This is a genomic window from Amycolatopsis sp. WAC 01416, assembly GCF_003947485.1.
Classification (GTDB): domain Bacteria; phylum Actinomycetota; class Actinomycetes; order Mycobacteriales; family Pseudonocardiaceae; genus Amycolatopsis.
In genome coordinates, this window is the sequence record NZ_QHHX01000003.1 from 571,076 (window position 1) to 597,048 (window position 25,973).

General features: G+C 68.8%; 24 protein-coding genes and 2 pseudogenes. 19 read left to right on the plus strand and 7 right to left on the minus strand.

The genetic code is table 11. The features are described from left to right. Window positions 1-9: 9 nt before the first annotated feature. Complete coding sequence (locus tag DL990_RS12590; protein WP_125788277.1) at window positions 10-360, minus strand: MmcQ/YjbR family DNA-binding protein; 351 nt, start codon at window positions 358-360, stop codon at window positions 10-12. After that, the gene (locus DL990_RS12595; RefSeq protein ID WP_125798749.1) at window positions 344-1,036 is read right to left on the minus strand and encodes a hypothetical protein; all 693 of its coding nucleotides are present in this window, start codon (window positions 1,034-1,036) and stop codon (window positions 344-346) included. Before DL990_RS12595 ends, DL990_RS12590 begins: the two co-directional genes overlap by 17 nt. Before the next feature lie 187 nt (window positions 1,037-1,223). On the opposite strand from DL990_RS12595, the gene DL990_RS12600 reads away from it, so the two are divergent. The 8 genes from DL990_RS12600 to DL990_RS12635 all read left to right on the plus strand — a co-directional run bounded on the left by DL990_RS12600 (window position 1,224) and on the right by DL990_RS12635 (window position 11,355). Further along, entirely contained in the window at window positions 1,224-2,690 is a 1,467-nt protein-coding gene (locus DL990_RS12600) for an NB-ARC domain-containing protein (protein WP_125798750.1), read from the plus strand. An 87-nt stretch (window positions 2,691-2,777) separates the two neighbouring features. Continuing rightward, window positions 2,778-4,346 (plus strand): carbamoyltransferase C-terminal domain-containing protein, encoded by a 1,569-nt coding sequence (locus tag DL990_RS12605; protein ID WP_125788274.1) that lies wholly within the window; start codon window positions 2,778-2,780, stop codon window positions 4,344-4,346. A gap of 102 nt (window positions 4,347-4,448) precedes the next feature. Beyond that, entirely contained in the window at window positions 4,449-5,606 is a 1,158-nt protein-coding gene (locus DL990_RS12610) for an FAD-binding oxidoreductase (RefSeq protein WP_125798751.1), read from the plus strand. Beyond that, window positions 5,603-6,856, plus strand: coding sequence for an ATP-grasp domain-containing protein (locus tag DL990_RS12615; RefSeq protein WP_125798752.1), 1,254 nt, complete (start codon window positions 5,603-5,605; stop codon window positions 6,854-6,856). The genes DL990_RS12610 and DL990_RS12615 overlap by 4 nt, the downstream gene beginning before the upstream one ends. A 79-nt stretch (window positions 6,857-6,935) precedes the next feature. After that, complete coding sequence (gene ddaH, locus DL990_RS12620) at window positions 6,936-7,748, plus strand: dimethylargininase (protein ID WP_125788271.1); 813 nt, start codon at window positions 6,936-6,938, stop codon at window positions 7,746-7,748. A gap of 10 nt (window positions 7,749-7,758) precedes the next feature. Next, entirely contained in the window at window positions 7,759-9,180 is a 1,422-nt protein-coding gene (locus tag DL990_RS12625; protein ID WP_125798753.1) for a cation:proton antiporter, read from the plus strand. A gap of 6 nt (window positions 9,181-9,186) precedes the next feature. After that, window positions 9,187-10,200: a TauD/TfdA family dioxygenase gene (locus tag DL990_RS12630; protein WP_125788269.1), complete on the plus strand. Its 1,014-nt coding sequence runs from the start codon at window positions 9,187-9,189 to the stop codon at window positions 10,198-10,200. A gap of 300 nt (window positions 10,201-10,500) precedes the next feature. Further along, on the plus strand, window positions 10,501-11,355 hold the full coding sequence (locus tag DL990_RS12635; RefSeq protein ID WP_125798754.1) for an SDR family oxidoreductase: 855 nt from the start codon (window positions 10,501-10,503) through the stop codon (window positions 11,353-11,355). Here the strand turns inward: DL990_RS12635 and DL990_RS41745 are convergent. Beyond that, window positions 11,318-11,533, minus strand: a pseudogene (locus DL990_RS41745) (glycosyltransferase family 9 protein); the annotation flags it as partial. The gene DL990_RS12635 and the pseudogene DL990_RS41745 sit on opposite strands and share 38 nt — an antisense overlap. A 133-nt stretch (window positions 11,534-11,666) precedes the next feature. Here DL990_RS41745 and DL990_RS12645 point away from each other — a divergent pair. The 6 genes and pseudogenes from DL990_RS12645 to DL990_RS12670 form a co-directional block, all read left to right on the plus strand. Next, window positions 11,667-12,092, plus strand: a pseudogene (locus DL990_RS12645) (aldehyde dehydrogenase family protein); the annotation flags it as partial. Beyond that, window positions 12,092-13,147, plus strand: a complete 1,056-nt coding sequence (locus DL990_RS12650) for an aromatic acid exporter family protein (protein ID WP_125798755.1) — start codon at window positions 12,092-12,094, stop codon at window positions 13,145-13,147. The pseudogene DL990_RS12645 and the gene DL990_RS12650, both read left to right, overlap by 1 nt. Before the next feature lie 28 nt (window positions 13,148-13,175). Next, a complete protein-coding gene (locus DL990_RS12655; protein WP_125798756.1) occupies window positions 13,176-14,231 on the plus strand; it encodes an NAD-dependent epimerase/dehydratase family protein in 1,056 nt (351 codons plus the stop codon). Then, window positions 14,228-15,037, plus strand: a complete 810-nt coding sequence (locus tag DL990_RS12660; protein ID WP_125788265.1) for a nucleotidyltransferase family protein — start codon at window positions 14,228-14,230, stop codon at window positions 15,035-15,037. The genes DL990_RS12655 and DL990_RS12660 overlap by 4 nt, the downstream gene beginning before the upstream one ends. Further along, the gene (locus DL990_RS12665) at window positions 15,034-15,771 is read left to right on the plus strand and encodes a metallophosphoesterase (protein ID WP_125788264.1); all 738 of its coding nucleotides are present in this window, start codon (window positions 15,034-15,036) and stop codon (window positions 15,769-15,771) included. Before DL990_RS12660 ends, DL990_RS12665 begins: the two co-directional genes overlap by 4 nt. Beyond that, on the plus strand, window positions 15,768-16,439 hold the full coding sequence (locus DL990_RS12670) for a PhoU domain-containing protein (protein WP_125798757.1): 672 nt from the start codon (window positions 15,768-15,770) through the stop codon (window positions 16,437-16,439). Before DL990_RS12665 ends, DL990_RS12670 begins: the two co-directional genes overlap by 4 nt. Before the next feature lie 424 nt (window positions 16,440-16,863). Here DL990_RS12670 and DL990_RS42145 read toward each other — a convergent pair whose 3' ends face one another. Next, the gene (locus DL990_RS42145; protein WP_255431337.1) at window positions 16,864-16,989 is read right to left on the minus strand and encodes a hypothetical protein; all 126 of its coding nucleotides are present in this window, start codon (window positions 16,987-16,989) and stop codon (window positions 16,864-16,866) included. A gap of 137 nt (window positions 16,990-17,126) precedes the next feature. On the opposite strand from DL990_RS42145, the gene DL990_RS12680 reads away from it, so the two are divergent. Both DL990_RS12680 and DL990_RS12685 read left to right on the plus strand, forming a co-directional pair. Further along, window positions 17,127-17,816 carry a HemK2/MTQ2 family protein methyltransferase gene (locus DL990_RS12680; protein ID WP_125798758.1) on the plus strand — a complete coding sequence of 230 codons (690 nt, stop codon included), beginning with the start codon at window positions 17,127-17,129 and terminating at the stop codon, window positions 17,814-17,816. After that, entirely contained in the window at window positions 17,800-18,015 is a 216-nt protein-coding gene (locus DL990_RS12685) for a CDGSH iron-sulfur domain-containing protein (RefSeq protein ID WP_125788261.1), read from the plus strand. Before DL990_RS12680 ends, DL990_RS12685 begins: the two co-directional genes overlap by 17 nt. Here DL990_RS12685 and DL990_RS12690 read toward each other — a convergent pair. From DL990_RS12690 to DL990_RS12700, 3 genes are read right to left on the minus strand one after another with little or no spacing between them, the layout of a single operon-like run. After that, window positions 17,983-18,993: an iron-containing redox enzyme family protein gene (locus DL990_RS12690; RefSeq protein ID WP_125788260.1), complete on the minus strand. Its 1,011-nt coding sequence runs from the start codon at window positions 18,991-18,993 to the stop codon at window positions 17,983-17,985. The two genes, DL990_RS12685 and DL990_RS12690, sit on opposite strands and share 33 nt — an antisense overlap. An 18-nt stretch (window positions 18,994-19,011) precedes the next feature. Continuing rightward, window positions 19,012-20,109, minus strand: a complete 1,098-nt coding sequence (locus tag DL990_RS12695; RefSeq protein WP_125798759.1) for a glutamate--cysteine ligase — start codon at window positions 20,107-20,109, stop codon at window positions 19,012-19,014. Then, complete coding sequence (locus DL990_RS12700) at window positions 20,109-21,623, minus strand: FAD-dependent oxidoreductase (RefSeq protein WP_125798760.1); 1,515 nt, start codon at window positions 21,621-21,623, stop codon at window positions 20,109-20,111. The genes DL990_RS12695 and DL990_RS12700 overlap by 1 nt, the downstream gene beginning before the upstream one ends. A gap of 74 nt (window positions 21,624-21,697) precedes the next feature. On the opposite strand from DL990_RS12700, the gene DL990_RS12705 reads away from it, so the two are divergent. From DL990_RS12705 to DL990_RS12715, 3 genes are read left to right on the plus strand one after another with little or no spacing between them, the layout of a single operon-like run. Then, a complete protein-coding gene (locus tag DL990_RS12705) occupies window positions 21,698-23,011 on the plus strand; it encodes an acetyl-CoA carboxylase biotin carboxylase subunit family protein (RefSeq protein WP_125798761.1) in 1,314 nt (437 codons plus the stop codon). Between the two features lie 3 nt (window positions 23,012-23,014). Continuing rightward, window positions 23,015-25,039, plus strand: a complete 2,025-nt coding sequence (locus DL990_RS12710) for a CocE/NonD family hydrolase (RefSeq protein WP_125798762.1) — start codon at window positions 23,015-23,017, stop codon at window positions 25,037-25,039. Further along, entirely contained in the window at window positions 25,026-25,952 is a 927-nt protein-coding gene (locus DL990_RS12715) for an alpha/beta hydrolase (RefSeq protein WP_125798763.1), read from the plus strand. The genes DL990_RS12710 and DL990_RS12715 overlap by 14 nt, the downstream gene beginning before the upstream one ends. The last annotated feature ends 21 nt before the right edge of the window (window positions 25,953-25,973 follow it).

Here is a 25,973-nt window from a genome sequence, read left to right on the forward strand (position 1 = left end):
AGGAGGATTTCACCGCGGGTTCTTTTCCAGGTATTCCGTCCAGACCTTCTTGGGCACGCACATTCGCCAAGAGTCGACGATCAGCTCTCGTAACTCCTCGTAATCGATCGCGGACAGCCGGACGCGAACCCACTGATAGCGCATATCGGAGGGAATCGGCATCATGAACTTGTCCGGCTCGCCTGCCACCAGCGCTTCCCGCTCTTCTTTGGGATAGCCGAATCCCATCACGGTTTCGTCGGGTGAGAGCGAAAGGAAGACGATTCGCCCCACGCGGAACTTCGCCCGGTCCCGGACCAGTGCCTCATAGGCGCGGGGTAGCTCCGAAGCGATCTTTCTGACGTCATCCCCGGTTACCATTTTTCCACCATTCTCCGCTGTCTGTTCCCCAGTCACCCTTGGCGCCCATGGTGAAGGCGACGTAAAGGTATTCGTCGAGGACCTTCGCCAGTGACACGGGCCTGCCCATCAGGGCGGGGATGTCCTCCCCGCCGTCTCCCGCCTCCGCGATCACCGCGGCGGCCCAGTCGCGGCCGAGCCGGAGGTGCCTGCCGAACGCGGCGCCGTCACCGACGCCGTGGAGGGCGGCCGCGATGGCGGCGTCCCACGGCATGATCGTGTTGGGCCGCAACGCATACAGTGCCTTGGCCGCGGCGGTCGGACCGAGGGTGCGCCGGGCCCGTCCGGCTGAGACGACGACGCCCGAGAGGTCCGCGTACGCCTTCGCGGCGGTGTCGATTCCCGCGTCGGTCAGGTCGGCGAGGTCGCCGGACGGGAGCGTAGTACCCCAGGTCTCCCACCAAGCCCGGACCCCCTCGTCGAAGGGGGCGGGCTCGCCGTCCCGAGGGTATCGGATCCGGCATCCCCACGAGTTCAACCAGCGAAGAAGAATTGTGCGATGTGCGGGCTGTGACAGGTCGATCGCGGACCGCGTTTCTTCTACGAGTCGAAGCCATGTGGTGTCGGCATTCGCGAAGCCGTTGAACACTTCGGCGGCCCGTCGGAGTTCGGCGAGTGGCGGCAGGGCGTCAGACATGGGCGAACCCTATCCGGTGCCACCAAGGGGGTGAATTTCCGCGTCCAACTATTGGACTTTGTACATTGAGTCACCTATTTGTATCTGCTGCATGGTTGATTGGTCCTTTAGGGTTGTGGCCAGGAAGGCCACAGGGGTGGCGGTCACGCAGCGCGATTGCGTTACCCCATCCAGGGGAGGAGATGGCATGGGCAGACCCGAGCGACCGTTGGACGGCACAACCGGTCCGATCGCCGCATTCGCTCACGATCTGCGCGTTTTGAGGAACCGAGCGGGAAACCCGAGCTACCGGGAACTCGCGAGGACGGCACTGTTCGCACCTTCCGTGCTGTCCAGCGCGGCCAGCGGCCACCGACTGCCCACTCTCGCCGTGACCTTGGCGTTCGTCTCCGCGTGCGGTGGGGATCGTGCGGCGTGGGAACGGCGTTGGCGGAGTGTCGCCGGGCAGACCGGGAGCGGCGCCGAGGTCCGGGAGGACCGTGCGCCCACGCCACCGCAGGCGGAGGTTCCGCCGGATGCCGCGCACGCGGTGTCATCCGGCGTCATCCGTCTCGCCCATCCGGCTCAGCTGCCCATGGGATCGAGGACTTTCGTCGGCAGGGAACGGGATCTGGCCGACGCCGCCGGGATGATCGGGTCGACCGGGCCGGTCAAGGTGCCGTTGCTCGTCAGCGGGCCGATAGGCGTGGGGAAGACGGCCTTCGCCTTGCGGCTGGCCGAAGAGGTGGCGGCGGACTTCCCGGACGGGCAGCTCTACGCCGATCTGGGGGACGGCGGAACCGGTGGCCGGTCGGCCAACGGGATCGTGCGTGGTTTCCTGCGCGCGCTCGGCGTGCCGGCGCATCTCGTGCCCGACGACCCGATGCAGCGGATCGGGCTGTACCGATCCCTGCTCGCGGAACGCAGGTTGTTCGTGCTCCTCGCGGGCGTCAGCGACGAAGGACAGGTGCGGCCGCTGCTGGGCCGGGCCCCGCACAGCCAGGTCGTGGTGACCAGCCGCGCCCGGCTGCTGGGGCTGGAGGACACGAACCGGATCGAGCTGGACACGTTCTCCCGCAAGGAATCGCTGGCATTGATCGGCAGGATCGCCGGCCAGGGCCGGGTGCGGTCGGAACACGACGCCACCGACACGATCGCCGAGTTGTGCGGGGATCTGCCGTTGGCGATCAACATCGTCGGCCGAAAGATCGCCGCGCGTCCGGAATGGGCGATCGCGTACACGGCGGGCCAGCTCGCCGATCGCGAGCGGCTCATGGACAGTCTCGCCGTGGGAGACGTCAATGTCCGGGACCGGTTCACCTCGGCGTACGAACGGCTTTCGGCCGCCGAACGGGAGGCCGTCCATCACTTCGGGCAGAGCGGGGCGGGCTGGACGACGTCGATCGGCATCGCGGCGGCGATGGGCATCATGATCGAGACCGCCGACGAACTCCTCGAATCCGTAGTGGACGCCGGACTTCTCCGGCGTGCCAGCGTCGCCGGCCGGTACGCGGTCTCCCGATTGGTCCTCGATCCCGCCGCCGAGCGGCAGCGCGAACCGAGCCCGTTCGCCGCCGCCGTCCCGATGGTGGGCCGCAGGGCCAGGAAGAACGCGTTCGAATCGCTGCGCCACGAGGCCGTGCGCACGCTGCCGGGTGGCTCGTCCGAAGGTTGATTGTTCTCCCCGTGTGGCGCTTCCGGTCAACGGGCCGCGCGGTTTGAATGAGTCGACGAATGAAGGCGAGCGAAATTCGGTGACACAATGCTGATTCTGTCGATGAAAGAGGGTCACGATGGCGGGATCGTGGCGATCGAGGACGGCAAGCTGCTGTTCGCGCTGGAGTCGGAAAAGGACAACTACCCGCGCTACGACCGGATCACCGGCGAGCTGATCGCGCGTGCGGCGGGCATGCTCGACTCCCGTCCCGACGTGGTCGCGCTCGGTGGCTGGGTCAAGGGGGAATTCTCGGTGGAACCGCCCTCCCGCACCGGATACTTCGGTGTCGGCGAGGGCGCGATCTCCGATGAGGCGGGCAAGTTCTTCGGCAAGGACGTGCGCTACTTCTCCTCCACTCACGAGCGCTCGCACATCTACACCTCCCTCGGGATGGCGCCCGCCGCCCCCGGCCAGGAGTACTACTCCCTGGTGTGGGAAGGGAACATCGGCGACTTCTACCGGATCGACGAACACGGTGAGGCCACACATCTGAAGCACGTGCTGACCGACCCCGGTGCGAAGTACGCGTACCTGTTCGCGCTGGCGGACCCAGGCTTCCCGATGGGCAAAGGAAAGTTCCGGTTCAACGACGCCGGCAAGCAGATGGCGCTGACCGGGTTCGCCGAGCCCGGCCCGCTCACCCCGGACGAGCAGAAGACCATCGACTTCATCCTCGACCGCGACGGCATCATCCTCGGTCTGTCCAAAGAGGAGATGTCCTGGTCCCATCTGTACAACGCCGGCGTCTGGTCGCAGGAGTACCGCAACGCGGCGGCGAAGCATTCGCAGGCGATCTTCGACCGGTTCCACGACTACGCCGAGAAGAACCTGACCGAAGGCCTACCGCTGCTGATCTCCGGCGGCTGCGGCCTGAACTGCGACTGGAACCGCTTATGGCGTGAGAGCGGCCTGTTCTCCTCGGTGTTCGTGCCGCCTTGCCCCAACGACAGCGGTTCCGCGCTGGGCACGGCCATCGACGCGCAGTGGTTCTACACCGGGCAGGCGACCATCGATTGGGACGTCTACGCGGGGGAGAACTTCGTCGAGGACGTCGTCCCGGATCCCGCCAAGTACGAGACGCGGCCGCTCGTGGCGAGCGAGGTCGCGAAGTACCTCAAGGACGGCAACATCATCGGCTGGGCGCGTGGCCGGTACGAGATGGGTCCGCGGGCGCTGGGCAACCGGTCGATCCTGGCCGCGCCGTTCACCGTGGACACCACCGTGCGGCTCAACAAGATCAAGCGCCGCGAGGACTACCGCCCGATCGCCCCGATCGCGCTGGAATCCGACGCCCCCAAGTGGTTCGTCGGCTCGGTCGAGGATCCGTACATGTTGTACTTCAACCACGTCACCTCCGACGAGTTGAAGGCCATCACGCACATCGACGGGACCGCGCGCACCCAGACGGTGACGCGGGAACGCAACGCCGGCATCACCGACCTGCTCGAGGCGTTCCGCGAGCAGACCGGGTTCAGCGTGCTCTGCAACACCTCGCTGAACAACAACGGGCGCGGTTTCCTCAACCGCACCAGCGATCTCATCGAGTACGGGGAGACGTACGGCCTCGACGGCTACGTCATCAACGACACGTTCGTGACCCCGCGCGACTCCTGAATCCTTGCCCAACGGGGGCAAGACCCGGATGCCACGCGCCCAGTCGTGGCATCCGGGGACCTCGTCGCGTCCATCGAACTTTTCGCCAGGAGGGGGAAGGCCATGCGAGTCGTGCTCGCGGGCGGCGGGGTCATCGCGTTGCTGACCGCCGTGGAGTGCGTGTCGGCCGGGCACGAAGTGGTGATCGCCGATCAGGCGGACATCCCGTTCTCCGGCGCGACTTCGTTCGACCGTCATCGAGTGCTGCGCGCACTGCACCCCGGTGACCTCGCCACCACGGCCGCCGCCGTCGGTGCACACCACGCGTGGATCGAACTCGAACACCTGCTGTCCACGGCGTTCTACGAACAGTCCGGCGCGCTCACCGCGCTCGGGACGGACGACGCGACAGCAGCGCGGGACCTGCTGACAGTGGCCGGATCGAAGGCCGAAGTGTTCGGCGCGGACGAACTCGCCGCCGAGTTCCCGCACGCCGGATTCGCCCCCGGGACGGGCGCGGTCTTCGAGTCGCACGCGGGGATCCTGCTCGCCGATCGCTTGCTGGCGGCCTGCGCCGGCTGGCTGCGTTGGCACGCGCACGCGGAACTCCACCCGCATCGCAAGGTGGTCGGGGTCGACGCCGACCGGGCCGAGGTCCGGCTTGCCGACGGCGAGATGCTCCGCGGGGACGCGGTCCTGCTGGCGGCGGGGCCGTGGTCGCGGGAGCTGCTGGCGCCCGAGCTGTCCAGGGAACTCGTGCTGCACCGGCAGACCATGCTCTACTGCGACGTGCCGCCCGCCGACGCCGCCGCGTGGGCCGCGACCCCGGCGATCACCTCGCTCGGCTCCGACGGCGGCGCCTGGCTGGTGCCGCCGGTCGCCGGGACGCCGTTGAAGCTCAGCGCCGCGAGCGCGTGCCGGGTGGTCGACGAGGTCGGCGGCGCCACCGTGCCCTCGTGGTGGCGTGAGCATCTGATCGACACGTTCACCGCGCTGATCCCGGGCTTCCGCCGGGACTGGCTGATCGACACCCGGGACTGCCACTACCTGGCCCGGCGCTCCACCCTCGGCCCGATGCTCGCCGTCCTGGGCGACCGGGTCCTGTCCTACGCGGCGTGCGGCGGCTCGTCGTTCAAGTTCGCCCCGCTGATCGCCCGCTCCCTCGCCGCGCGCCTGACCGGCGCCGAACCTGCCCCGACCGGACTCGAACCGCTCGACCGGCCGCTCGTGCGAGCGGGCGGTGTCCACCCGATCCGTCCTGCCCTACGAGGTGTGTCGTGAAACTGCTCGCGCTGGAAGCCAGCCAGAACTCCTACTACTACCTGCCCCGGTACCAGCAGATCGAGGACTTCGGCGGGGTGCTGTACGTGCTCAACGGGATCGGGACCGAGGATCTCTGGCCGTCCGAGCGTTACCGGGTCGCCGGCAGCAACCACATCGGCGACCTGATCCGGCATGCGAAGGCCTGGCACGCGGAAGAGTCCTTCGACGGAGTGCTCACCTTCTCCGAGTCCGGTGTGGTCCTGGTCGCCGCGGTGGCCGAAGCACTCGACCTGCCCGGCGTGGGAGTGGACGCGGCACGGACGAGCCGGAACAAGCTGATCATGCGGCAGGCGCACGAAAAGGGCGAGGCCGCACATCCGGACTTCCGATTCGTCGAAGACCTCGATTCGGCCCTTCGAGCGGCCGAAGACTTCGGCTATCCGGTGATCCTCAAGCCGACGCTCGGCGCGGCCAGCAACTTCGTGTTCCGGGTCGACGACGAGGAGAAGATGCGGGAGCGCTACGCACAGGCGCGCGAAGGCATCGACGGCATGAGCTGGTACAACATGGAGGCCGAAGGCCTGGACCTCGGCCCGCACGGCCTGCTCGTCGAGTCCTTTCTGGACGGTCATGAGCACCTCATCGAAGCCGTCGCCTGGGACGACGAGGTCTACCTCGGGTCCATTGTGGACAGGGTCACGTCGGAGGGCGAGACCTTCGACGACGACGTGCACCACGCGCCCACGTCGCTCACCGCCGAACAGGTCGCCGAGGTGCACGCCGTGGTGACCGCCGGGGTACGGGCACAGGGGCTCACTCGCGGCGCGTTGCACGCCGAAGTCCGCTTCCACCAGGGCAAACCGTTCCTGCTGGAGATCGCGGTCCGCCCCGGCGGCGGCGGACTCGACCACATGGCCCGGCTTTCGGCGGGCTACGACCCGATCAAGGGACTCATGGACGTCTCCCGCGGGGTGCGGCCGGACGTCCGCCATTTCAGCCCGACCGGACTGCACACCGCCGCGATGTGCCTGATCTGCCCGGGCGGCGTGATCGCCTCGATCGAGGTCCCGCCGGCGGTGAACGACTCGGAATCCCTGTACTACCTCAAGATCTTCGCGAAGCCGGGTGACCTGATCAAGCGCCCGCCGCTGGGCAACAACATCTTCGGCGGCATCGGCGCGCTCGGCTCGACCTTCGACGAAGCCATGCGCAACGCGAACGACCTGGCGGGCAAGATCGAGGTCAAACTTTCCGAAACCCAGAAGTAGTACCGAATCCTGTTCGACGAAACCGGAGCCTCACCCAGGGTCCGGTGGCGGAAGACGCCCAAAACCGCGTGGAGGAAGCGTGTCACGGACTGCCACCCAACGGCAATACCTGATGGTCAGACCGACGTACTTCGACGTCGAGTACTCGATCAATCCCTGGATGGACCCGAAGAAACCCACGGACACCGAGCTGGCCGTCGCGCAATGGGAGTGGCTGCGCGATCTGTACGTCGACCTCGGCCATCGTGTCGAGCTGCTCGATCCGTTGCCCGGCCTGCCCGACATGGTGTTCGCGGCCAACGGCGCCACCGTGGTCGACGGGCAGGTGCTCGTCGCGCGATTCCACCACGTGCAGCGGGCGGGCGAGTCCGAGGCGTACCTGGAATGGTTTCGGGCCAGCGGATACCGCTACGTGCGGCAGGCGCAGTGGGTGAACGAGGGCGAGGGCGACTACCTCGTCACCGGGAGCACGATCCTCGCCGGGACCGGGTTCCGCACGAACCCCGAGGCGCACAACGAATCCCGCGAGTTCTTCGGCCGTCCGGTGACCAAGCTGACGTTGATCGACCCGCGGTACTACCACCTCGACACGGCGCTCGCCGTCCTCGACGAGGACACGGTCATGTACTACCCGGGTGCGTTCTCCGAGGACAGCCGTCTGCTGCTGAAGGAGATGTACCCCGACGCGATCCTCGCCTCCGAACGCGACGCGTCCGTCTTCGGTCTCAACGCCGTCTCCGACGGCAAGCACGTCGTGCTGCCGCAGGCGGCCACCGAGCTGACCGCGCAGTTGCGGGAGCACGGCTTCGAACCGATCGGTGCCGACCTGTCCGAATTGCTCAAGGCGGGCGGCAGCGTCAAATGCTGCACGCTGGAACTACGTGCCGGTTAGGGAGAACTCGATGGATACGGCTGTGCGGGATCGGGTCGGGCGCACCACACTGCGCCGGATCTTCGTCGGGACGGCGTTGATCACGGTCCCGGCGGTGGTCGTCGTCGTGGTGCTCGGACTGGGAGCGGCCAACGCGCCGGTCGCGAGCACGGCGGCCAAGGCCGCGGGCGGCGGACCCGACGTCTACGCGCGCCTGCTGGTCGCGCTGCCGGTGATCCTGGGCGCCTGCCATCTGGCAGGCGTCCTGGCCCGGCGGCTCGGCCAGCCCGCGGTGATCGGCGAGATCGTCGCCGGCATCCTGCTGGGGCCGTCGCTGTTCGGGATCGTCTGGCCCGGCGCGTTCGGCTGGTTGTTCCCCGGCGGAGTGGTCTCGGCGATCGACATCCTTTCCCAGCTGGGCCTGATCTTCTTCATGTACCTGGTCGGATCCGAGATCGATGTCGACGCGGTCCGCAAGCGCGGCTTCACGGCGGTGACGGTCAGCCAGGTCAGCATCGCGCTGCCGATGGTCTGCGGCATCCTGCTCGCGCTCGGCATGTACCCGACTTTCGGCGGAGACGTCGGCTTCCTCGCGTTCGGACTGTTCATCGCGGTCTCCATGAGCGTGACGGCCTTCCCGGTGCTGGCGAGGATCCTCACCGACCGGGGGATCTCGAAGACCCCGCTGGGCGCGCTCGCGCTCACCTGCGCCGCAGTCGACGACGTCGCCGCGTGGTGTCTGCTGGCCGTCGTGGTCGCCGTCAGCCAGGGCGGGGCGCCGTCGGAGGTCTTCCTGACCGCCGGGCTCACCCTCGCGTTCGTCGTGGTCATGATCTACGTCGTCAAGCCACTGCTGGGCAAGGTGCTCAGCCGGGTGCCGGAACCCGCGGTGCTCGCGATCCTGCTCGGCGGGATCATGCTGTCGGCCTTGGCCACCAACGAAATCGGCATCCACGCGATCTTCGGCGCCTTCCTCTTCGGCGTGATCGCGCCGAGGAAGGACCCGGTCGTCGCCCGCGCGGCAGGGAAGCTCGGCAGCGTCACCCTCACCCTGCTGCTGCCGCTCTTCTTCGCCTACACGGGACTGCATACCGAGTTCAGCCTGCTCGGCTCCGGATCGTTGTGGCTCTGGACCGTGCTGATCACGGCGGTGGCGGTGTTCGCGAAGTGGGCGGGCAGCACCGCGGCGGCGCGGTTGACCGGTGTCGGCTGGCGCGAGTCACTGTCGCTCGGGGCGCTGATGAACTGCCGGGGGCTCACGGAACTGGTGGTGCTCAACGTCGGCCTCCAGCTGAAGGTGATCAGCCCGGCGGTGTTCGCGATGCTCGTGATCATGACGCTGGTCTCGACGATCGCGACCGCCCCCGCGCTCACCCTGATCGCCAAGTTCGGGAAGAAGTCCGGAAAGGACTTGGACAAGACCGCCGGTCCAGCGGCGGCGGAGAGCAGATAGGACACCATGACCAGTAAGCAGGAAACCCTAGTCAGCACCTTCGCCGAGGTCGTGCTCGCCGACGAGGTCCGGGACACCATCGGCAGCGAGCTGCGGTCCTTCCCGAACCCCGCCGACGACATCGACCGCTCGCTCGCGATGCTCCGGGTCGCGTTCTCGAAGCTGCCGATCGAGCAGTTGCAGACGATCCTGGACTTCGGCAGGCACGTCGACACCCCCGGCGTCGCGCTCGTGCGCAACCTGCCGGTGGACCAGGAGCTCCCGGAGACGCCGGTCGACGGGGAACCCAGCAAGGACAAGAAGACGTTCGTCGCCGAGACCGTCCTTTTGGGACTGAGCCAGCTGCTCGGCGAGCCCGTCGGGTTCACCACCGAGAAGAGTGGGCGGCTCGTGCACGACGTCGTCCCGGTCTCAGCGGGGGCGCGGAGCCAGACCAACCAGAGCTCGCACGTGTTCCTGAACTTCCACAACGACATCGTGCACGACGACCTCGGTCGCTACGACGTGTCCAATCCGGACTTCCTGGTGCTGAACTGCGTACGCCAGGACGGGAACAAGGAGGCCGTCACCTACTACGCCGACGGCCGGGACATCTCCGCCGCACTGGCCCCCGAGGTGCTCGACGTCCTGCGCCGCCCGCTGTTCCGGCTCAACGCGCCCGGCAGCTACGTGCGCGACGTCGCGAAGGGGGCTGACGTGCTGTCCGACCTCGTGCCGATCATCTCCGGGCCGGCGGACTCGCCGGAAGTGGCGGTATCGGCCAACGGTGTGGTGGGGGAGACCGTCGAGGCGGAACAGGCGCTCGAGGAACTGCAGCGGATCTGCCGCGAGGTCGCGCACCAGGTCAGACTGGAGCCGGGGACGGCGCTGCTGATCAACAACCGAAAGGGCCTGCACGCGCGGTCGCAGTTCTTCGCGCGGCACAACGGGCGGGACCGGTGGTTGCAGCGCACCTACATCCGCCGGAGCCTGTGGACGATCCGGTACCGGGGCACGGCGGAGGACCGGCGGGTGCACTGAGCCTTCCTGCCCCCAGTCACGCGGGTCGTCCCTCCAAGCACACGTGACCGCCCTTGGCTGCGGGTGATGCGAAAGCCACTTTCGCAACGTTGAAGGTTGCGAAAGTGGCTTTCGCAACGCTTGACCTGGGCGCACCGGTTCGTGGTGCCGTGGTCGCGTCGGGGTGGCGTGCTCCCAATGTGGCATTGGGGACGCTCACCGTCCCCAATGCCACATTGGGTGCGCCGCGGCGGCCGCGCATGTTCGAGAGAGCGGCCATCCGGGTAACCGTCGGCGAAAGCACCCGACGGGAGGATTCCGATGCCAGACAAGTTACGGCCACCGCAGCAGCAGGAACCGCCGGGCGTGACGTCGAAGATGGACCCGCCGCCTCGCGACTCCATGGCGGACTACGAGGGCCGCGGTCTGCTGAGCGGTAAGCGTGCGCTCATCACCGGCGGCGACTCCGGGATCGGCCGCGCGGTCGCCATCGCCTTCGCGAAAGAGGGCGCCGACGTGGCGATCGCCTACCTGAACGAGCACGAGGACGCGAAGTACACTGAAGAGCGCGTACGAGCTGAAGGGCGCGAGTGCCTCCTTCTGCCGGGTGACCAGGCTGAGGCGGCGCAGTGCCGCGAGATCGTCGACCGGACGGTGAACGAGCTCGGCCGCTTGGATATCCTGGTCAACAATGTCGCCACGCAGTGGCCGGTCGATTCCCCGGAAGAGCTCACCGACGAGCAGTGGACCCACACCTTCGACGTGAACATCCACAGTTTCTTCCGGGTCACCAACGCCGCCTTGCCCCATCTGGGGGAGGGCTCGGTGATCATCAACACCGGTTCGGTGAACGGCTTGCGGGGCAACAAGTCCCTGATCGACTATTCCGCGACCAAGGGTGCCGTGCACGCCTGGACGTACGCGATGGCGCAGGCACTGGCCGATCGCGGGGTGCGGATCAACTGTGTCGCGCCCGGTCCGGTGTGGACACCGCTGATCCCGTCGACCTTCCCGCCCGAGAAGGTGGAGAAGTTCGGCCTCCAGGTCCCGTTCGAGCGCGCGGCTCACCCCGACGATCTCGCGCCGTCGTACGTCTTCCTGGCGTCCAACCGGCTTTCGTCGTACTACAGCGGCGAGGTCATCGCCGCGCTGGGCGGCGAGACGACACCGGGATGAGGCTCGCGACCGCGTCGACGACGGTTTCGGGCGCGATACGGTCCAGGCACGGATGGCCGGGCACGGGGCAGACCCGGGCCCCGCTGTCCTTGCAGGCCGCGTGCTGGTCGCCGAGCACTTCGGACGGCACCCCGTACGGTGCCCAGCGCGACGACGGCACGACAGGGGCGAACAGCGGGCAACCGGCCTCCGAATACTTCGAGGAGGTGCGAATGACGACGGTGGACCGACCTGTCGTACTGGAGATCCGCGACCCCGCGCTGCAAACCGTGCAGGGTGACGCGAGCGTCGGCGCGGAACTGGCGGCCCACGCGGAGGCGATCGCGCAGGGCGCCGATCCGCTGGTGGGCGGTGTGCTCCCGGACGGCCCCGGTGCCTTCTACCCGGCGACCGTCCTCGCGGGATGCACCCCGGGTATGCGGGTCCTCACCGAGGAGACCTTCGGCCCGGCCGCACCGGTGACGGTGGCCGCGGACTTCGAGCAGGCACTCGAACAGGCCGCCGCCGGCGACTACGGTCTCGCGGCCACGGTGCTCACCCGCTCGATGGCGCACGCGCAGCGGGCTTGGCGCGAACTCCCGGTCGGCACCGTGAAGATCGGCAACGTGTTCGGCGGCGCGCCCGGCGGGGCCGCCCAGCCACGAGGAGCCAGCGGCAGCGGCTACGGCTATGGGCCGGAACTGCTCGACGAGATGACCCAGACCAAAGTCGTCCACCTGGCGCCACGGGGGCCGTGATGGACCTCCGGAGCCGTTGGGCGGCGCCGTTCGCCTGGGCCGCCCGCGCTTTCCGGGTTCCGGGGGAAGAACGACGGAGTCTGATCCAGACCACGAAAGCCGCCGCGGCCGCGATGATCGCGTGGATCATCGCGACGGCGGTGCTGCGGCTGCCCCAGCCCTTTCTGGCGCCGTATGCGGCGGTGTTCCTGGTGCAGGCCACCGTCTACCGCTCGTTGCGCGGCTGGGCGCAGCAGGTCGGCGCGGTGAGCGTGGGGGTGCTGCTCGCGGCGGGCGCCGGACAGCTCATTCCCTCGGTGACGGTGGCGCTCGGGCTGGTCATCTTCATCGGCTTGCTGATCGGCACCTGGCGGGGTTTCGGCGATTCGGGGGTTTGGGTCGGGATCACCGGCATGCTGCTGATCTCCTACGGCAACGCGACCGAACCCGTCCTGCTGGCCGACAGGCTGCTGGAAACCGCGCTGGGCGCGGCGATCGGCGCGGTGCTGAACGCGGTGATCCTGCCCCCGTTGCACGGCGAGCGCCTGCGGGCGGCCGCCTCCCGGCTCGCTTCGGCGATCGCCGACGTCCTCGAGGAAACCGCGGCACTGGTCCGCGACGGCGAGCCACCCGAAGCGACCGAAGCCCTGCACGACCGCGTGCGCGACGTCCGCAGCCTGGTCGCGGAGGCGGAGGACGCGATCGGCTGGACCAGGGAAGGTCGGTACCTGAACCTCCGCGGGCGGCGTGAACCGGGGGAGGAGTCCTTGTCGAACCTCATCTCCCTGTGGCAGCCGCTCGCCCAGTTGATCGACGCGGTGAGCGAAGCCGCCCGCCGCGAGCGGCCGTTCCGGCATCCCGGCGAATACGCGCGCGGGGTGGTCGGCGATCTGCTCGAAGCCCTCGCCGAAGTGGCCCGTTCGGGTGACACGGACGAACTCGATCGATGCCGCGAGCTGCTCGACGAGATCGACCAGCTGCTCCTCACGCCGACGGACGAGGTCACCACTTCGATCGAACTGGGGGCGATGGCGCTGCCCGCCCGCCGTCTCGTCCAGCGTCTTCGCGCCGATTAAGCCGGGGCGACGGCGGGTAACCGTACCCATGACCAGCAGCGGTAAGCGGATCGTGGTCACCGGCGCCACCGGCAACGTCGGGACGGCGGTGGTCCGCGCACTGGGCGCGGACCCCGAGGTCGGCTCGATCGTCGGCGTGGCGAGGCGCCCGAGCCGCTGGGAGAGCCCGAAGACCGAGTTCGTCACCGCCGACGTCACGCGTGACGACCTTCGCGCTGTGTTCGACGGCGCCGACGCGGTGATCCACCTGGCCTGGCTCTTCCAGCCGACGCACCGGCCCGAGGTCACCTGGCGCTCCAACGTGCTGGGGTCGATCCGGGTCTTCGAAGCCGTCCAGGCGATGCGGGTGCCGGCGCTGGTGTACGCGTCGTCGATCGGCGCGTACTCGCCGAGGGACGACGACCACCCGGTGACCGAGGACTGGCCGACCCACGGATCGCCGAGTGCGGCGTACACGCGGGAAAAGGCTTATGTGGAAAGGGTTCTCGAGGCATTCGACCGGAGTCATCCGTGGCTGCGCGTGGTGCGGGTGCGCCCGGGGTTCCTCTTCCAGAAGGCCGCCGCACCCGAACAGCGCCGCCTTTTCGCCGGGCCGTTCGTACCCGGCAAACTCGTGCGGCCGTCGCTGATCCCGGTGCTCCCGGACATCCCGCAGCTGCGGATCCAGACCGCGCACACCGACGACGTGGCCGACGCGTACCGTCGCTGCGCGCTCCAGGACGTCAAAGGCGCCTTCAACATCGCCGCCGATCCGGTGCTGGACACCCGTGCGCTCGCGCGGATCTTCGGCGCCAAGCCGGTGAAGGTCCCGGCGATCTTCGTCCGGCGCGCGCTCGCCGCGGCCTGGTCGCTGCACCTGATCCCGGCCACGCCGGGACTTTTCGACGCCGTCCTGCACCTTCCGGTGATGGACTGCACACGCGCCAGGGAAGAACTGGGCTGGACGCCGCGATACTCCTCGGAGGAGGCGATCGAAGCGTTCCTCAAGGGGCTGCGGGAAGGCGAAGGATTCCCGACCGAACCGCTGAAAGCCGACGTCGGGAGGGGCCACGAACTGGCCACCGGAGTGGGGGAGCGGCCGTGAACGAGAAGGAACTGCTGCACACGCTGACCAAGGTTGTGTCCACTTTGGACAGGACGTCGGTGCGGTTCGCCGTCGCGGGCGGACTCGCCGTGTACGCGCGGGGCGGACCGCCGTCGGATCACGACGTCGACCTCTTCCTCAAACACGAAGACATCCCCGAAGCGACGAAAGCCCTGGAAGCCGCGGGGCTGAGACGGGTGCGCCCGCCGGAGGACTGGCTCACCAAGGTCTACGACGGCGACTGTCTCGTCGACCTGATCTTCCGGCCAAACCACCGCCCGGTCACCGACGAGATGCTCGACCGCGCTTCGCTGATGCGGGTCGGGCCGACCGCCGCTCCCGTGCTCAACGGGACCGATCTGCTCGTCGACAAGGCCCTCGTCCTCAGCCCGCACCGATGCGATTTCGGGCCGCTGCTGCGGATCGCCCGCGACCTCCGTGAACAGGTCGACTGGCACCGGGTGGCGGAAGAGACCTCCGAATCCCCGTACGCGTGGTCGTTCCTGACCCTGCTCGCGGCACTGTCCATCATCGACGGAAAGGAGCTCCCGATGCCCGCGGAAGCACCCCAGTACCTGGTCGCCAGGCTGACCAAGGCACTGGCCGAAGATCCGAGGACCGCCGAACTCGGCGTGCACGTCACCGTGCGCGGCGACCAGGTCCGGCTCAGCGGCGAGGTCGCCTGCGCCAACCGCAAGGCCGACATCGAGGCGGTCGTCTGCGAACACATCGCGGCCGAACTGGTGCACAACGACGTCCGGCTGGCCGACATCCGCGAACCGGCGCACGCCGAGGAGATCCGGTGATCCGGGTCGCCGCGGTCGGGGACGTCCACCTCGGGGAGGACAACCGAGGCCTGCTGCGGCCGGCACTGGACAACATCGCCGAACACGCCGACGTGCTGCTGCTCGCGGGTGACCTCACCCGGCACGGCAGCATCGAGGAGGCCAGGGTGGTCGCCGACGAGTTCGCCGGACTCGACGTCCCCGTGGTGTCGGTGCTCGGCAACCACGACTACCACTCGGACGCGGCCGAGGCGGTCAGCGGACTGCTGGAGGAAAGCGGGATCACCGTCCTCGAAGGCTCGGCCACCACGGTCGAACTGGAAGGCGGGAAGCTCGGCGTCGCCGGGGTGAAGGGTTTCGGCGGCGGGTTCGCGGGCAAATGCGCGAGCCGGTTCGGTGAACGCGAGATGAAGGACTTCGTCGAGCACACCATGGCGGCCGCCAAGCGGCTGCGCACCGCGCTGGAAGGGCTCGAACACGAGCAACCCGACGTGATCGTCGCGCTGACGCACTACTCGCCGATCCCGGGCACACTGCACGGCGAACCGCCGGAGATCCACCCGTTTTTGGGGTCGTATCTGCTGTGCGAGCCGATCGACGACGCGCAGGTGGCGCTCGCGGTCCACGGGCACGCGCACTACGGCAGCGAGCAGGGGGTCAGCCCGGGCGGGGTCCCGGTGCGCAACGTCGCCCAGCCGGTGATCCGCGCGGCGTATGCGACGTACGTCCTCGAACCCGCGAAGGTGCCGGCATGAGGGAGCGATTCCACGGTCAGCTGAGCGGCCTCGGCGACCGCCTGTCGGGTATGTGCTGCATGGCGTGCGAGGAACTGCGGCTGGCCAACCGGGTCTTCCTCGACCGGGACGCCGAGGCCGCCGCCGAGCTGGGGACGGTCGAGGCGAAGTTGAACGCGGCGCGGACCGAATGCGAAGAGGCCGCGCAGAAACTGCTCGCCCTGCAGGCGCCCGTCGCGCGGGACCTGCGGACCGTCCTCGCGGCGGTGTACTGCGCCGACCGGCTGGAGCGGATGGGCGACCTTGCCAGGCACATCGCCGAACAGGCCGCGCGAGCGCCCGAATTCGCCGTCCCCGACGCACTCGCCGGACGCTTCGGCGAGATGGCCGGGCTGGTCGTTTCGATGGCGGAAGACCTCGGTGTGGCGATCGAAGGACCGACGGCGGAGGTGTTCCCTTCCCTGGCCCGGTCCGATCAGCGCGTCGACGCGCTGTACGAGGAGCTGATGACGCTGGTGACCGCGCCGGACTGGGCCGACGGTGTCGCGCCCGCGATCTCGGTGGCGCTGCTGGCGCGGTTCTACGAGCGGTTCGCGGACCAGGTCGTGTCCGTGGCGCGGCGGGTGGACTTCGCGCTCACCGGGGAACTGCCCGAATCTTCCGTGCGGGACGTTCCTGCCGGGCTCTGAGGTCGCTGGCGCGTTTTGCGCGCGATTTGCCGGCTGGAGCGGCGGGTGTCACCGGAGGCTGTTGCGAAAGCCACTCACGACCCCACGCGGGCAACCCGATGCGGATGCCCGAGAGCGAGCCGTCCGAAACACCGGTGATCGCGCGGCGGATCTTCCGCACCACGGCCGCCCGCCGGCGCGCGTTGGCTTCATGGCGTCGCGGAGGATGCCGAAGTCGACGCCCGCGTGTTCGGCGGTCCGCAGCAGCGCGGCGATGTCCTTGGGCAGGTACGCGGTGGACCAGCGCCACCGCTCGCAGTGGGGAGCCTGCCGCACGTCGGTTCATCGGGAACGCCTCCGTTGCGCCGCCAAGTCCGTCGGATACCCCGAGAAGACGTCGTGAAACGCCCCGGCCAGTGGGACCGGAGGCGATTCCGCCGTGTGATCAACCCGATTGCGGGTCGGTGTCGTCGTGGGGGTCACCGGAGGACGTGCCTTGTTCCCCGCGGACCTCTTCGCGGTCTTTCTCGTCCTGTTTGTCTTCACTCCCGGACTTGTGCTGGGCGTCCATGGCGCTTCTCCTTCGGTTGCTTTCCTTGCGGCTACCCCTTTCGCGCCGTTTCAACCCCTTGAGCGCCAGACCTTTGTGGACGTTTGGCGCCACCCGGACGGGGTAGTCCTCGGCAACGACGGTGAACCGGAGGGGACATGACCGCGATCTCCAGCGCAGCGATTCCACTTGTCCGGACGCGGCCGTGGCTGCTGCGGCCACCGGGCGTCTATCGCCCGCAAGACGACACCTGGCTACTGGCGCACGCGTTGAGCACGTCCGGAATGCCCACCGGAGCAAGAGTTCTCGACCTCTGCACCGGAACAGGGGCGCTCGCGCTGACGGCCGCGGCGCACGGCGCGGGGTCCGTGACCGCCGTGGACATCTCCCGGCGGGCGCTGGCCGCGGTCTGGCTCAACTCGCGGTTGCGCCGTCTTCCGGTCCAGCCCCTGCGAGGTGGCCTGGCCGAGGCGGCCCGTGGAGGCCCGTTCGACGTCGTGCTGACGAACCCGCCCTACGTGCCGTCCCCGGTGCGGGCGGTCGGGGCCGCGCGGGCATGGGACGCCGGACCGGACGGCCGGATCGTGCTCGACCAGGTCTGCGCACAGGCGTCGTCCCTGGTGGCGCCCGGCGGGTACCTGATGATGGTCCACTCCGCGGTCGCGGGACCGGACAAGTCGTTGGATCAGTTACGGGCGGCGGGATTGACGCCCGAGGTGGTCGCCACCCGATCGATCCCGTTCGGGCCGGTGATGCGGGCGCGGGCGGCCTTCCTCGAAGCGGCGGGCCTGATCGTGGCCGAGCAGCGGCACGAAGAACTGGTGGTGATCCGTGCCGACCGGCCGTAGGACCAAGGTCCGGCTCGATCCCGGCGGGCCCCTCCTGGTGGAGGGGCCGGTCGAGATCGTCATGGAGGACGGCGAGACGGTGACTTCGGACCGCTTCCTGGTCGCGCTCTGCGCCTGCCGCCGCAGCAAGCGTTACCCGTTCTGCGACACCAGCCACCGCCGCCGCTCACGGCAAGGGGTGCAGCGGCCTCAGGAGTGACGTTTCCCCGGCTGACCAGGTGCCAAGCAGGTGCTCGGTCAGCCGGTTCTCCAGCAGGTCGGTGGCCTGGATACCCAGCGCGATGTCCGCCGCCAGTTCCGGCTCCCGGTCGAGCAGATCCCCGACGACGTCGTGCCGCAGCACTTGTTCGTGCACCGCGTCGGCCTCGATGTGCTCGGTGTAGAAGTACCGGCACTCCCCGGGCGCGCCGAGACGCTCCAGCGCCTGGTCCATGCGCCGGGCGGCGGGCGCGGTGGTGATCTCGGCGGCGGCGAAATGCCCGACGAGCGCGCCACGCAGGCTCCGGTGCAAACCGAACAGCGACATCATGTTCACCGTCGCGAGCGGCTCGGCCGGGACGTGGTCGAGGTAGGCGAGGTAGCCGCCGGACAGGCCCGCCGCGGTCAGCAGATCCGCGAACAGGCGGGAATGCGCCTGGTCGGCCCGGCCGCCCCCGAACTCGTCGAACTCCACGGCGACCAGAGCCGCCTTGGCCTTCCCCCGCAGCCGCGGGATCACCCAGGCGTGGGGGTCGGCCTCTTTGAGGTGATAGATCGACCGATGGGCGAAGTACTCCTCGACGTGCCGCCATTCGCCCTCGTCACGCAGGAAGTGCGAAACACCGCCACCCTCGACCGGCTCGATCAGCAGGTCGTCGAGCAGGCCGTGGACGTCGTCCCCGCCGGGCACGGTGGCGCGGATGCCGTCGAGGAACGCGTGCTCAAGAACGGACCGGAAGGCGAGCAGGCGGTAGTCCCATTCCCATTCGGAGTCGACGCCGTCGAAGCCTTGGTAGTGCAGCTCGTAGCAGACATGCAGCGCCAGCTGCAGGTCCTCGCCGAACGGATCGGCGTCGGTCGCCGCATCGAGGTCGAAGTCGTCACGGCGTCCGCCTGCCAGGGTGTCCACCACGGCGGCCGAGAGCGGGCCGCGGATCTCGGGCAGCCTCGCGGCCACCTCACGGTCGATCGTCGTCATGCCAGGGGAGTACCCGATCTAGCCGTGCGGAACCGTCTCTTCGGTCAGCATCCGCAACACCGCGACCTCCCCGTCGGCGGCGGCCCGGCGCTGCCGTTCGGCGCCGGTGCCCTCCCGGTCCAGCCGGCCGAGGAGGGTGCGCACGAGACCCAGGTCGCCGGTGTCCTCCAGCGCCTGCTCGGTACGCGTGAGCAGCGCGGCGACCCGGTCGCCCACCGGAACCGGCTTGCCGGCCACCGGATCGACGGCCGGCCCGGAAAGGCCGTGACGCGCGGCCGACCACACCGCGGCGGCGGCGATCTGCGGATCCAGCGGGATCGCCTCCGTCCCGTGGTCCAAGTCGGCGAGCGCGGTGCGCACGAGCGCACGCGTCAGCAGCCCCTGCAAGACGGCTTCGTCCACAGTCGACGCGGTGTCGGCGACGCGGACTTCGACGGTCGGCCAGCGCGTGGAAGGCCTCGCGAGCCAGAAGGTCTGGTTCTCGTCCACCAGCACCCCGCAGTCCACCAGCTTTCCGACCTGCTCCTCGTATCCGGCGGCGTCCGCGAAGTACGGGGCGATGCCGGAGCCGGGGAAACGGCTCTGCTCCACCATCCGCCAGCTCTCGTATCCGGTGTCGCGGCCCCCTTCGAACGGCGAATTGCCCGACAACGCCAGCAACGTGGGCAGCCATTCACCCAGATGGTTAACGACGGCGACCGCGGTCTCGCGGTCCGGCACGCCGATGTGCACGTGGCAACCGCAAGCCTCGTACGCCTTGACCACCCCGGCGTAGAGCGCGTCGACCTTGCCGAAACGGTCGCCGGCGCCGTACTCGCGGTCGGGCGAGCGACGCGGGGGAGTGCCGGAGGCGATGATCGCGCAGTCCTCGCCCGCCGCCGCTTCGGCGAGCGTGCGACGCCCCGCTGCCAGGTGTTCGTACAGCTCGTCGGCGGTTTCGCAGACGCCGGTGGCGGCCTCGATCTGCGTCGGCCGCAGTTCCCGGTGGACCGCCGCGCCGTCCGGCAGCGGGCAGCAGACCCGGTGCCGTTCGAGCACGGCCTCCGCCCGGGGGCAGCTCACCCCGGTCCTGGGGTCGACCAGCAGGAATTCCTCTTCGACACCGATGCCGGTCATCACCGCTCCCGCTTCTTCGGCAGTGCGCGCACGGCCGGACCTTGGATCACCGACCCGTCCAGACCGAACCGCGAACCGTGACAAGGGCAGTCCCACGTCTTCTCCGCGTTGTTGAACGCGACGAGGCAGCCCAGATGGGTGCAGTGGGCGCCGACGGCGTGCAATTCACCGCCCGGGTCGCGGTATCCGGCGACAAGTTCTCCTCCATCGCGGGTCACCTTGGCCTCGCCGGGTAGGAGTTCGTTCAGGGAGGCGGGTTTGCGCAACGCGCTGAGGTGGTCGCCCACCAGGAACTTCGCCACCGTGGCGTTGTTCTCCACCGTCGAGATCGCGGACCGGAGGTCGAAGCGGTTGGGGTCGTACAGGCTCGCCGACGGATTGTCGCGGCCGGTCAGCAGATCCGCGAGCAGCAACCCTGCCGCGGTGCCGCCCGTCATCCCCCACTGGCCGAAGCCGGTGGCGACCCACAGGTGACGGCTCGCCGGATGGTAGCGCCCGACGTACGGAACGGAGTCCAAAGTGGACAGATCATGGGCCGACCACCGATGGGTGACCCGGCGTACGGCCGCGTGTTCGCCCGCCCAGCTCGCCAACCGTTCGTAGCGGCTCTCGACGTCGACGGAGTCGCCGACGCGGTAGTGCTCGCCGCCCGCGATCGCGTACGGAACACCGTCTTTGAGGTAACTCCGCACGGAATGGTGGGTATCGGCGTCCAGGTACATCCCTTCCGGCGGGCGGTTGCCCTCGACCGGCCCTGCGACCACGAGGTCGCGGACCGGGTCGAGCCGGGCGAAGAACAGGCCACGGTCGAAAACGGGGTAGTGGGTCGCCACCACGACCTCGCCCGCCCGCACCTCGCCGGAACTGGTGCGCACCTTCACCCCGCCGAGTTCGTCGACGCCTTCCGCGCGAACGCCTTCGACGATCGTCCCGCCCGCGCGTTCGATCTCGACGGCGAGGGCGAGCAGCCAGCGGCGCGGGTGGAAGTGCGCCTGCGACGCGAACTTCACCGCGCCGAGGGCAGGAACGTCGAGGTCGACTTCGGTGACGTAGGAAGCGGGAAGCCCGGCCTCGGCCGCGGCTTCCGCCTCTCGTTCGAGGCTTTCGACCGTTCCGGGATGGGTCGTGTAGACGAAACTGTCGGCGCGCGTGAACCCGCAGTCGATGCCGAGTTCGGCGGTGGCCGCGGCTATCCAGTCCAGCGCGGCCGCCTGTGTGTAGGCGTACGTCGCGGCGGCTTCGGCGCCTTTGGTCTTCGCCAGCGTGGCGTACTTGAGCCCGTGCTGGGTGCTGACCTTCGCCGTGGTGTGGCCGGAAACCCCCGCCGCGAGGCGACCGGCCTCCAGTACCAGCACCGAGCGCCCGGCCCTCGCCAGCCGGTAGGCCGTGGTGAGGCCGGCGATCCCGCCGCCGAGCACGGCGACATCGACCTCGGCGGGCAGCGGCGTCCCGGTGCGGTCGGGAGCGGGAGCGGTGTCGAGCCACAGTGAACGCGTTCCAGGCAACTCCGTCATGGCGCCCGGATTCCCGCGTGGCCACGTGGGCAAACCAGGGTTTTCCGGATCGTCGGAGCGGGTAGCACTGGCCTATGACCACATCCTCCAGTCCCCCAGAGGAAAACAACACAGAGGAAAAGAACATCTTCGTCATCGGTCTCGACGACAGCAACGAAGAGGTGCTGAGACGAATCCCCGGCGCTGGGCGGTATCGCTTCCACGGCCTGCTGTCGCCGGACGAACTCCAGCACGGGCAGATCCCGATCGTCGAACTCGTGGAGAAGGCGGTGTCGCAACTGGACGCCTTCGACGGATCGATCGACGCGATCGTCAGCTATTGGGACTTCCCGTCTTCGACGATGGTGGCCATGCTGTGCGAGAAGTACGGCCTCCCCGGTGTCTCGCTCGAGGCGGTGCTCAAGTGCGAGGACAAGTACTGGAGCCGCCTCGAACAGGCGAAGGTGATCGACGAGGTGCCGTCGTTCGGCGTCGTCGACCTGGACCAGGACGACCCTCGGCCGCCGGAGGGTGTCGACTACCCCATGTGGCTCAAACCGGTGAAGTCGTTCTCCTCGGAGCTGGCCTTCCACGTCGCCGACGACGACGAGTTCGAGAAGGCCGTCGCCGAGATCCGGGCGGGTGTCGACAGGATCGGCAAGCCCTTCGACCGCATCCTCGGCATGGTCGACCTCCCCGCCGAGGTGGCCGACGTCGGCGGGTCCGCGTGCCTTGCCGAGGGCGAACTCAGCGGCGTGCAGGCGGCGACGGAAGGGTATGTCTACAAAGGACAGATCACCGTCTACGGTGTCCTCGACTCGATCAACTACCCCGACACCCCTTCTTTCCTGCGGCATCAGTACCCGTCGCAGTTGCCCGAGGACGCCGTCGAGCGGATGAAGGAGATCTCCGTCCGCGTGATGGAGCAGATCGGCTTCGACAACGCCACTTTCAGCATCGAGTTCTTCTGTCACCCCGAATCCGGGCAGGCCTGCCTGCTGGAGATCAACCCGCGGCATTCGCAGTCCCACGCGGAACTGTTCGAGTACGTCGACGGGGTGGCGAACCACCAGATCATGGTGCAGCTTGGCCTAGGCCAGGATCCCGGACGGCGCCGGAACCAGGGTGACTACCGGATCGCGGGTAAGTGGTACCACCGCCGCTTCCGTGACGCGCTGGTCACCAGGGTGCCCACCCGCGGCGAGATCGCGGACCTGGAGGCGGAGATCCCCGGGGTGAAGATCGAGCCGGTGGCCGAGAAGGGAATCCGGCTCTCGGAACTGCCCGAACAGGACAGTTACAGCTACGAACTCGCGCATATCTTCGTCGCGGCGCAGACCGGACGGGAGATGGAGAGCAAGTACCGCCGGTGCGTCGAGGCGCTGCGGTTCGACTTCGAGGAGGGATAGCCCATGCGGACGGTGGCCTCGCTGCCGTACGAGATCACGGAGGAGGACCACGTCTGGATCCCGGTTTCCGACGGCGTGCGGCTGTCGGCGCGGATCTGGCGGCCGGTCGCTTCGGACGGTGAACCGGTCCCGGCGATCCTGGAGTACATCCCGTACCGGCACCGCGACCTGACCTCGGTCCGGGACTCCGTGCACCACCCGTACCTCGCGGGGCACGGCTACGCCTGCGTCCGCGTCGACATCCGCGGATCGGGGGAGTCGGAGGGCGTGCTGGCCGACGAGTACCTCGAACGGGAGCAACTCGACGCCGAGGACGTCCTGGAATGGATCGCCGCGCAGTCCTGGTGTTCGGGCCGCACGGGGATGATGGGCATCTCCTGGGGCGGATTCGCCGCCCTCCAGGTGGCGGCACGCAAACCGCCGAGCCTGATCGCGATCGCGATCTCGTCGTTCACCGACGACCGGTACTCCGACGACATGCACTACATGGGCGGCTGCCTGCTCTCGGACAACGTCGCCGAGGCCTCCACGATGTTCGCCTACGCGACGTTGCCGCCCGACCCCGCGCTGGCGGGTGAGCGGTGGCGGGACCTGTGGCACGAACGGCTGGAGAACTGCGGACTCTGGGCAGGCGAATGGCTGGGACACCAGCGCCGGGACGACTACTGGCGGCACGCGTCGGTCTGCGAGAACTACAGCGACGTCCAGGTACCCGTCCTCGCCTCCAGCGGCTGGGCGGACGGGTACTCGAACGCGGTCTCCCGGCTGCTGGCCAATCTCGACGTGCCGAGGCTCGGCCTGATCGGGCCGTGGTCGCACAAGTATCCGCACCTCGGCCGCCCCGGGCCCGCCATCGGCTATCTGCAGGAGCTGGTCCGCTGGTGGGACCACTGGCTGAAGGACGTCGAGAACGGCGTCATGGACGGGCCGATGCTCCAGACCTGGATGCAGGACAGCGTGCCACCGTCGACCTCGTACGAGGACCGCCCCGGCCGGTGGGTGGGGGAGCCGTCCTGGCCTTCGCCGCACGTCCACCCGTCCGAGCATCGGCTCGCCCGGCACCGGATCGCCCGTCCGGGCGAGGACGTCCCGGCGGAGAACCTGTCGGTGGAGTCGCCGCTTTCGGTCGGTCAGTTCGCCGGTAAGTGGGCCTCCTACAGCGCTCCGCCCGACCTGCCGTACGACCAGCGGGAGGAGGACGGCGGCTCGCTCGTCTTCGAAACCGACGAGCTCACCGAGCCGTGCGAGATCCTCGGTTCGCCGGTGGCGGACCTGGAGGTCTCGGCGGACAAGCCGGTCGCGCAGATCGCCGTCCGGCTGTCCGACGTCGCGCCGGACGGCAGGGCCACGCGAGTGACCTACGGGCTGCTGAACCTGACCCACCGGGACGGGCACGAAGATCCGGAGCCCTTGGAGCCGGGCAAGCGGTATCGGGTGCGAGTCGAGCTCAATGCCGTCGCGCAGGCCTTCCCCGCCGGGCACCGGATCCGGTTGTCGATCTCGTCGTCGTACTGGCCGCTGGCGTGGCCACCGCCGGAACCGGCGATGGTGACCGTCCACACCGGACAGAGCACGCTCACGCTTCCGGTGCGGCCGATAGCGGAGGCGGACGAGGTCCCGGCGCGGCCGTTCGGCGAACCCGAGGGCGCGGAACCGCTGCCCGCGACCCAGGTCGAACCCGGCGAACAGCGCTGGACCGTCTCCCGTGACCTGATCGACTACCGGTCCGCGCTCGACATCGTGAAGAACGAGGGCAAGGTCCGGTTCGACGACATCGATCTCGACGTCACCAGGAACGTGTTCGAGCGGTACTCGTGGGTGGCCGACGACTTCTGTTCCCCGGTGGCGGAGACGTCGTGGTCGATGTCGTTCGCCCGCGGCGACTGGGAAGCCCGGTCCGAGACCCGCACCCGGGTGTCCTGCACTCCCACCGAATTCGTGATCGACGCACAGCTCGACGCATACGAAGGGGAGCGAAGGACGTTCTCCCGCAACTGGCATCGGACGGTTCCCCGTGATCAGGTCTAAGACGAGTCTCGCCGCGAAGTCGCTGCTCGCGTGGCTGCGCCTCACCAACCGGAAACGCACCTACGCCGAGCTCGACCGCTTCCGCCGGAGCATCGAAAGCAGCCAGGCGAAGGGTGACAGGGGGCCGATCCGCGCGATCTGGCGCCGGTTCGACGTCACGTGGTCCGAAGTGGACGGACGACCCTGTTACACGATCCGCCCGGCGGGCGGCGGGGGCGACGGCAACCACGTGCTGTACTTCCACGGCGGCGCCTACGTGCACCAGATCCAGCACGACCACTGGCGCTTCTTCGGACGGCTGATCGACCGCACCGGCTGCTCGGTCACCGTGCCGATCTACCCGCTCGCCCCGGTGCACCAGTGCCCGGAGACCACCGCGTTCGTCCGCCGCGCCTACGACGAGTTCGCCGCGGGTGCCGCCCCGGAGGACCAGATCGTGATGGGGGATTCCGCCGGTGCCGGGATCGCACTGGCGCTCACCAAGGCGTTGCGGGACGAAGGCAGGCCGATGCCCAAGGAGACCGTCCTGTTGTCGCCGTGGCTGGACCTGACACTGTCCCATCCGGCGCAACCGGCGCTGGACGAGCGCGACCCGTATCTCGCGCTCACCGGACTGAACGAGGCGGCCCGGCTCTACAGTGGACAGTTGCCGCGCACGGATCCCAGGCTCAGCCCGTTGTCCGGCGATCTTTCCGGGCTCGGGGCCTTGACCGTCTACATCGGGACCAAGGACGTGCTCCTCTCCGACGCCCGGCGGCTGCACACTCTGTGCACCGAACAAGGGGTGCCGCTGAGCTATCACGAGTACGAGGGCATGATCCACGCGTGGATGCTGGCCTCGATCCCGGAAGCGAGGCTCGCGCTGGAGGAGATCGCGCATCTCGTGGATCGATCACTGGTGAAATCGGTGTAGCTCCCTCGTGAGCGGGTAACC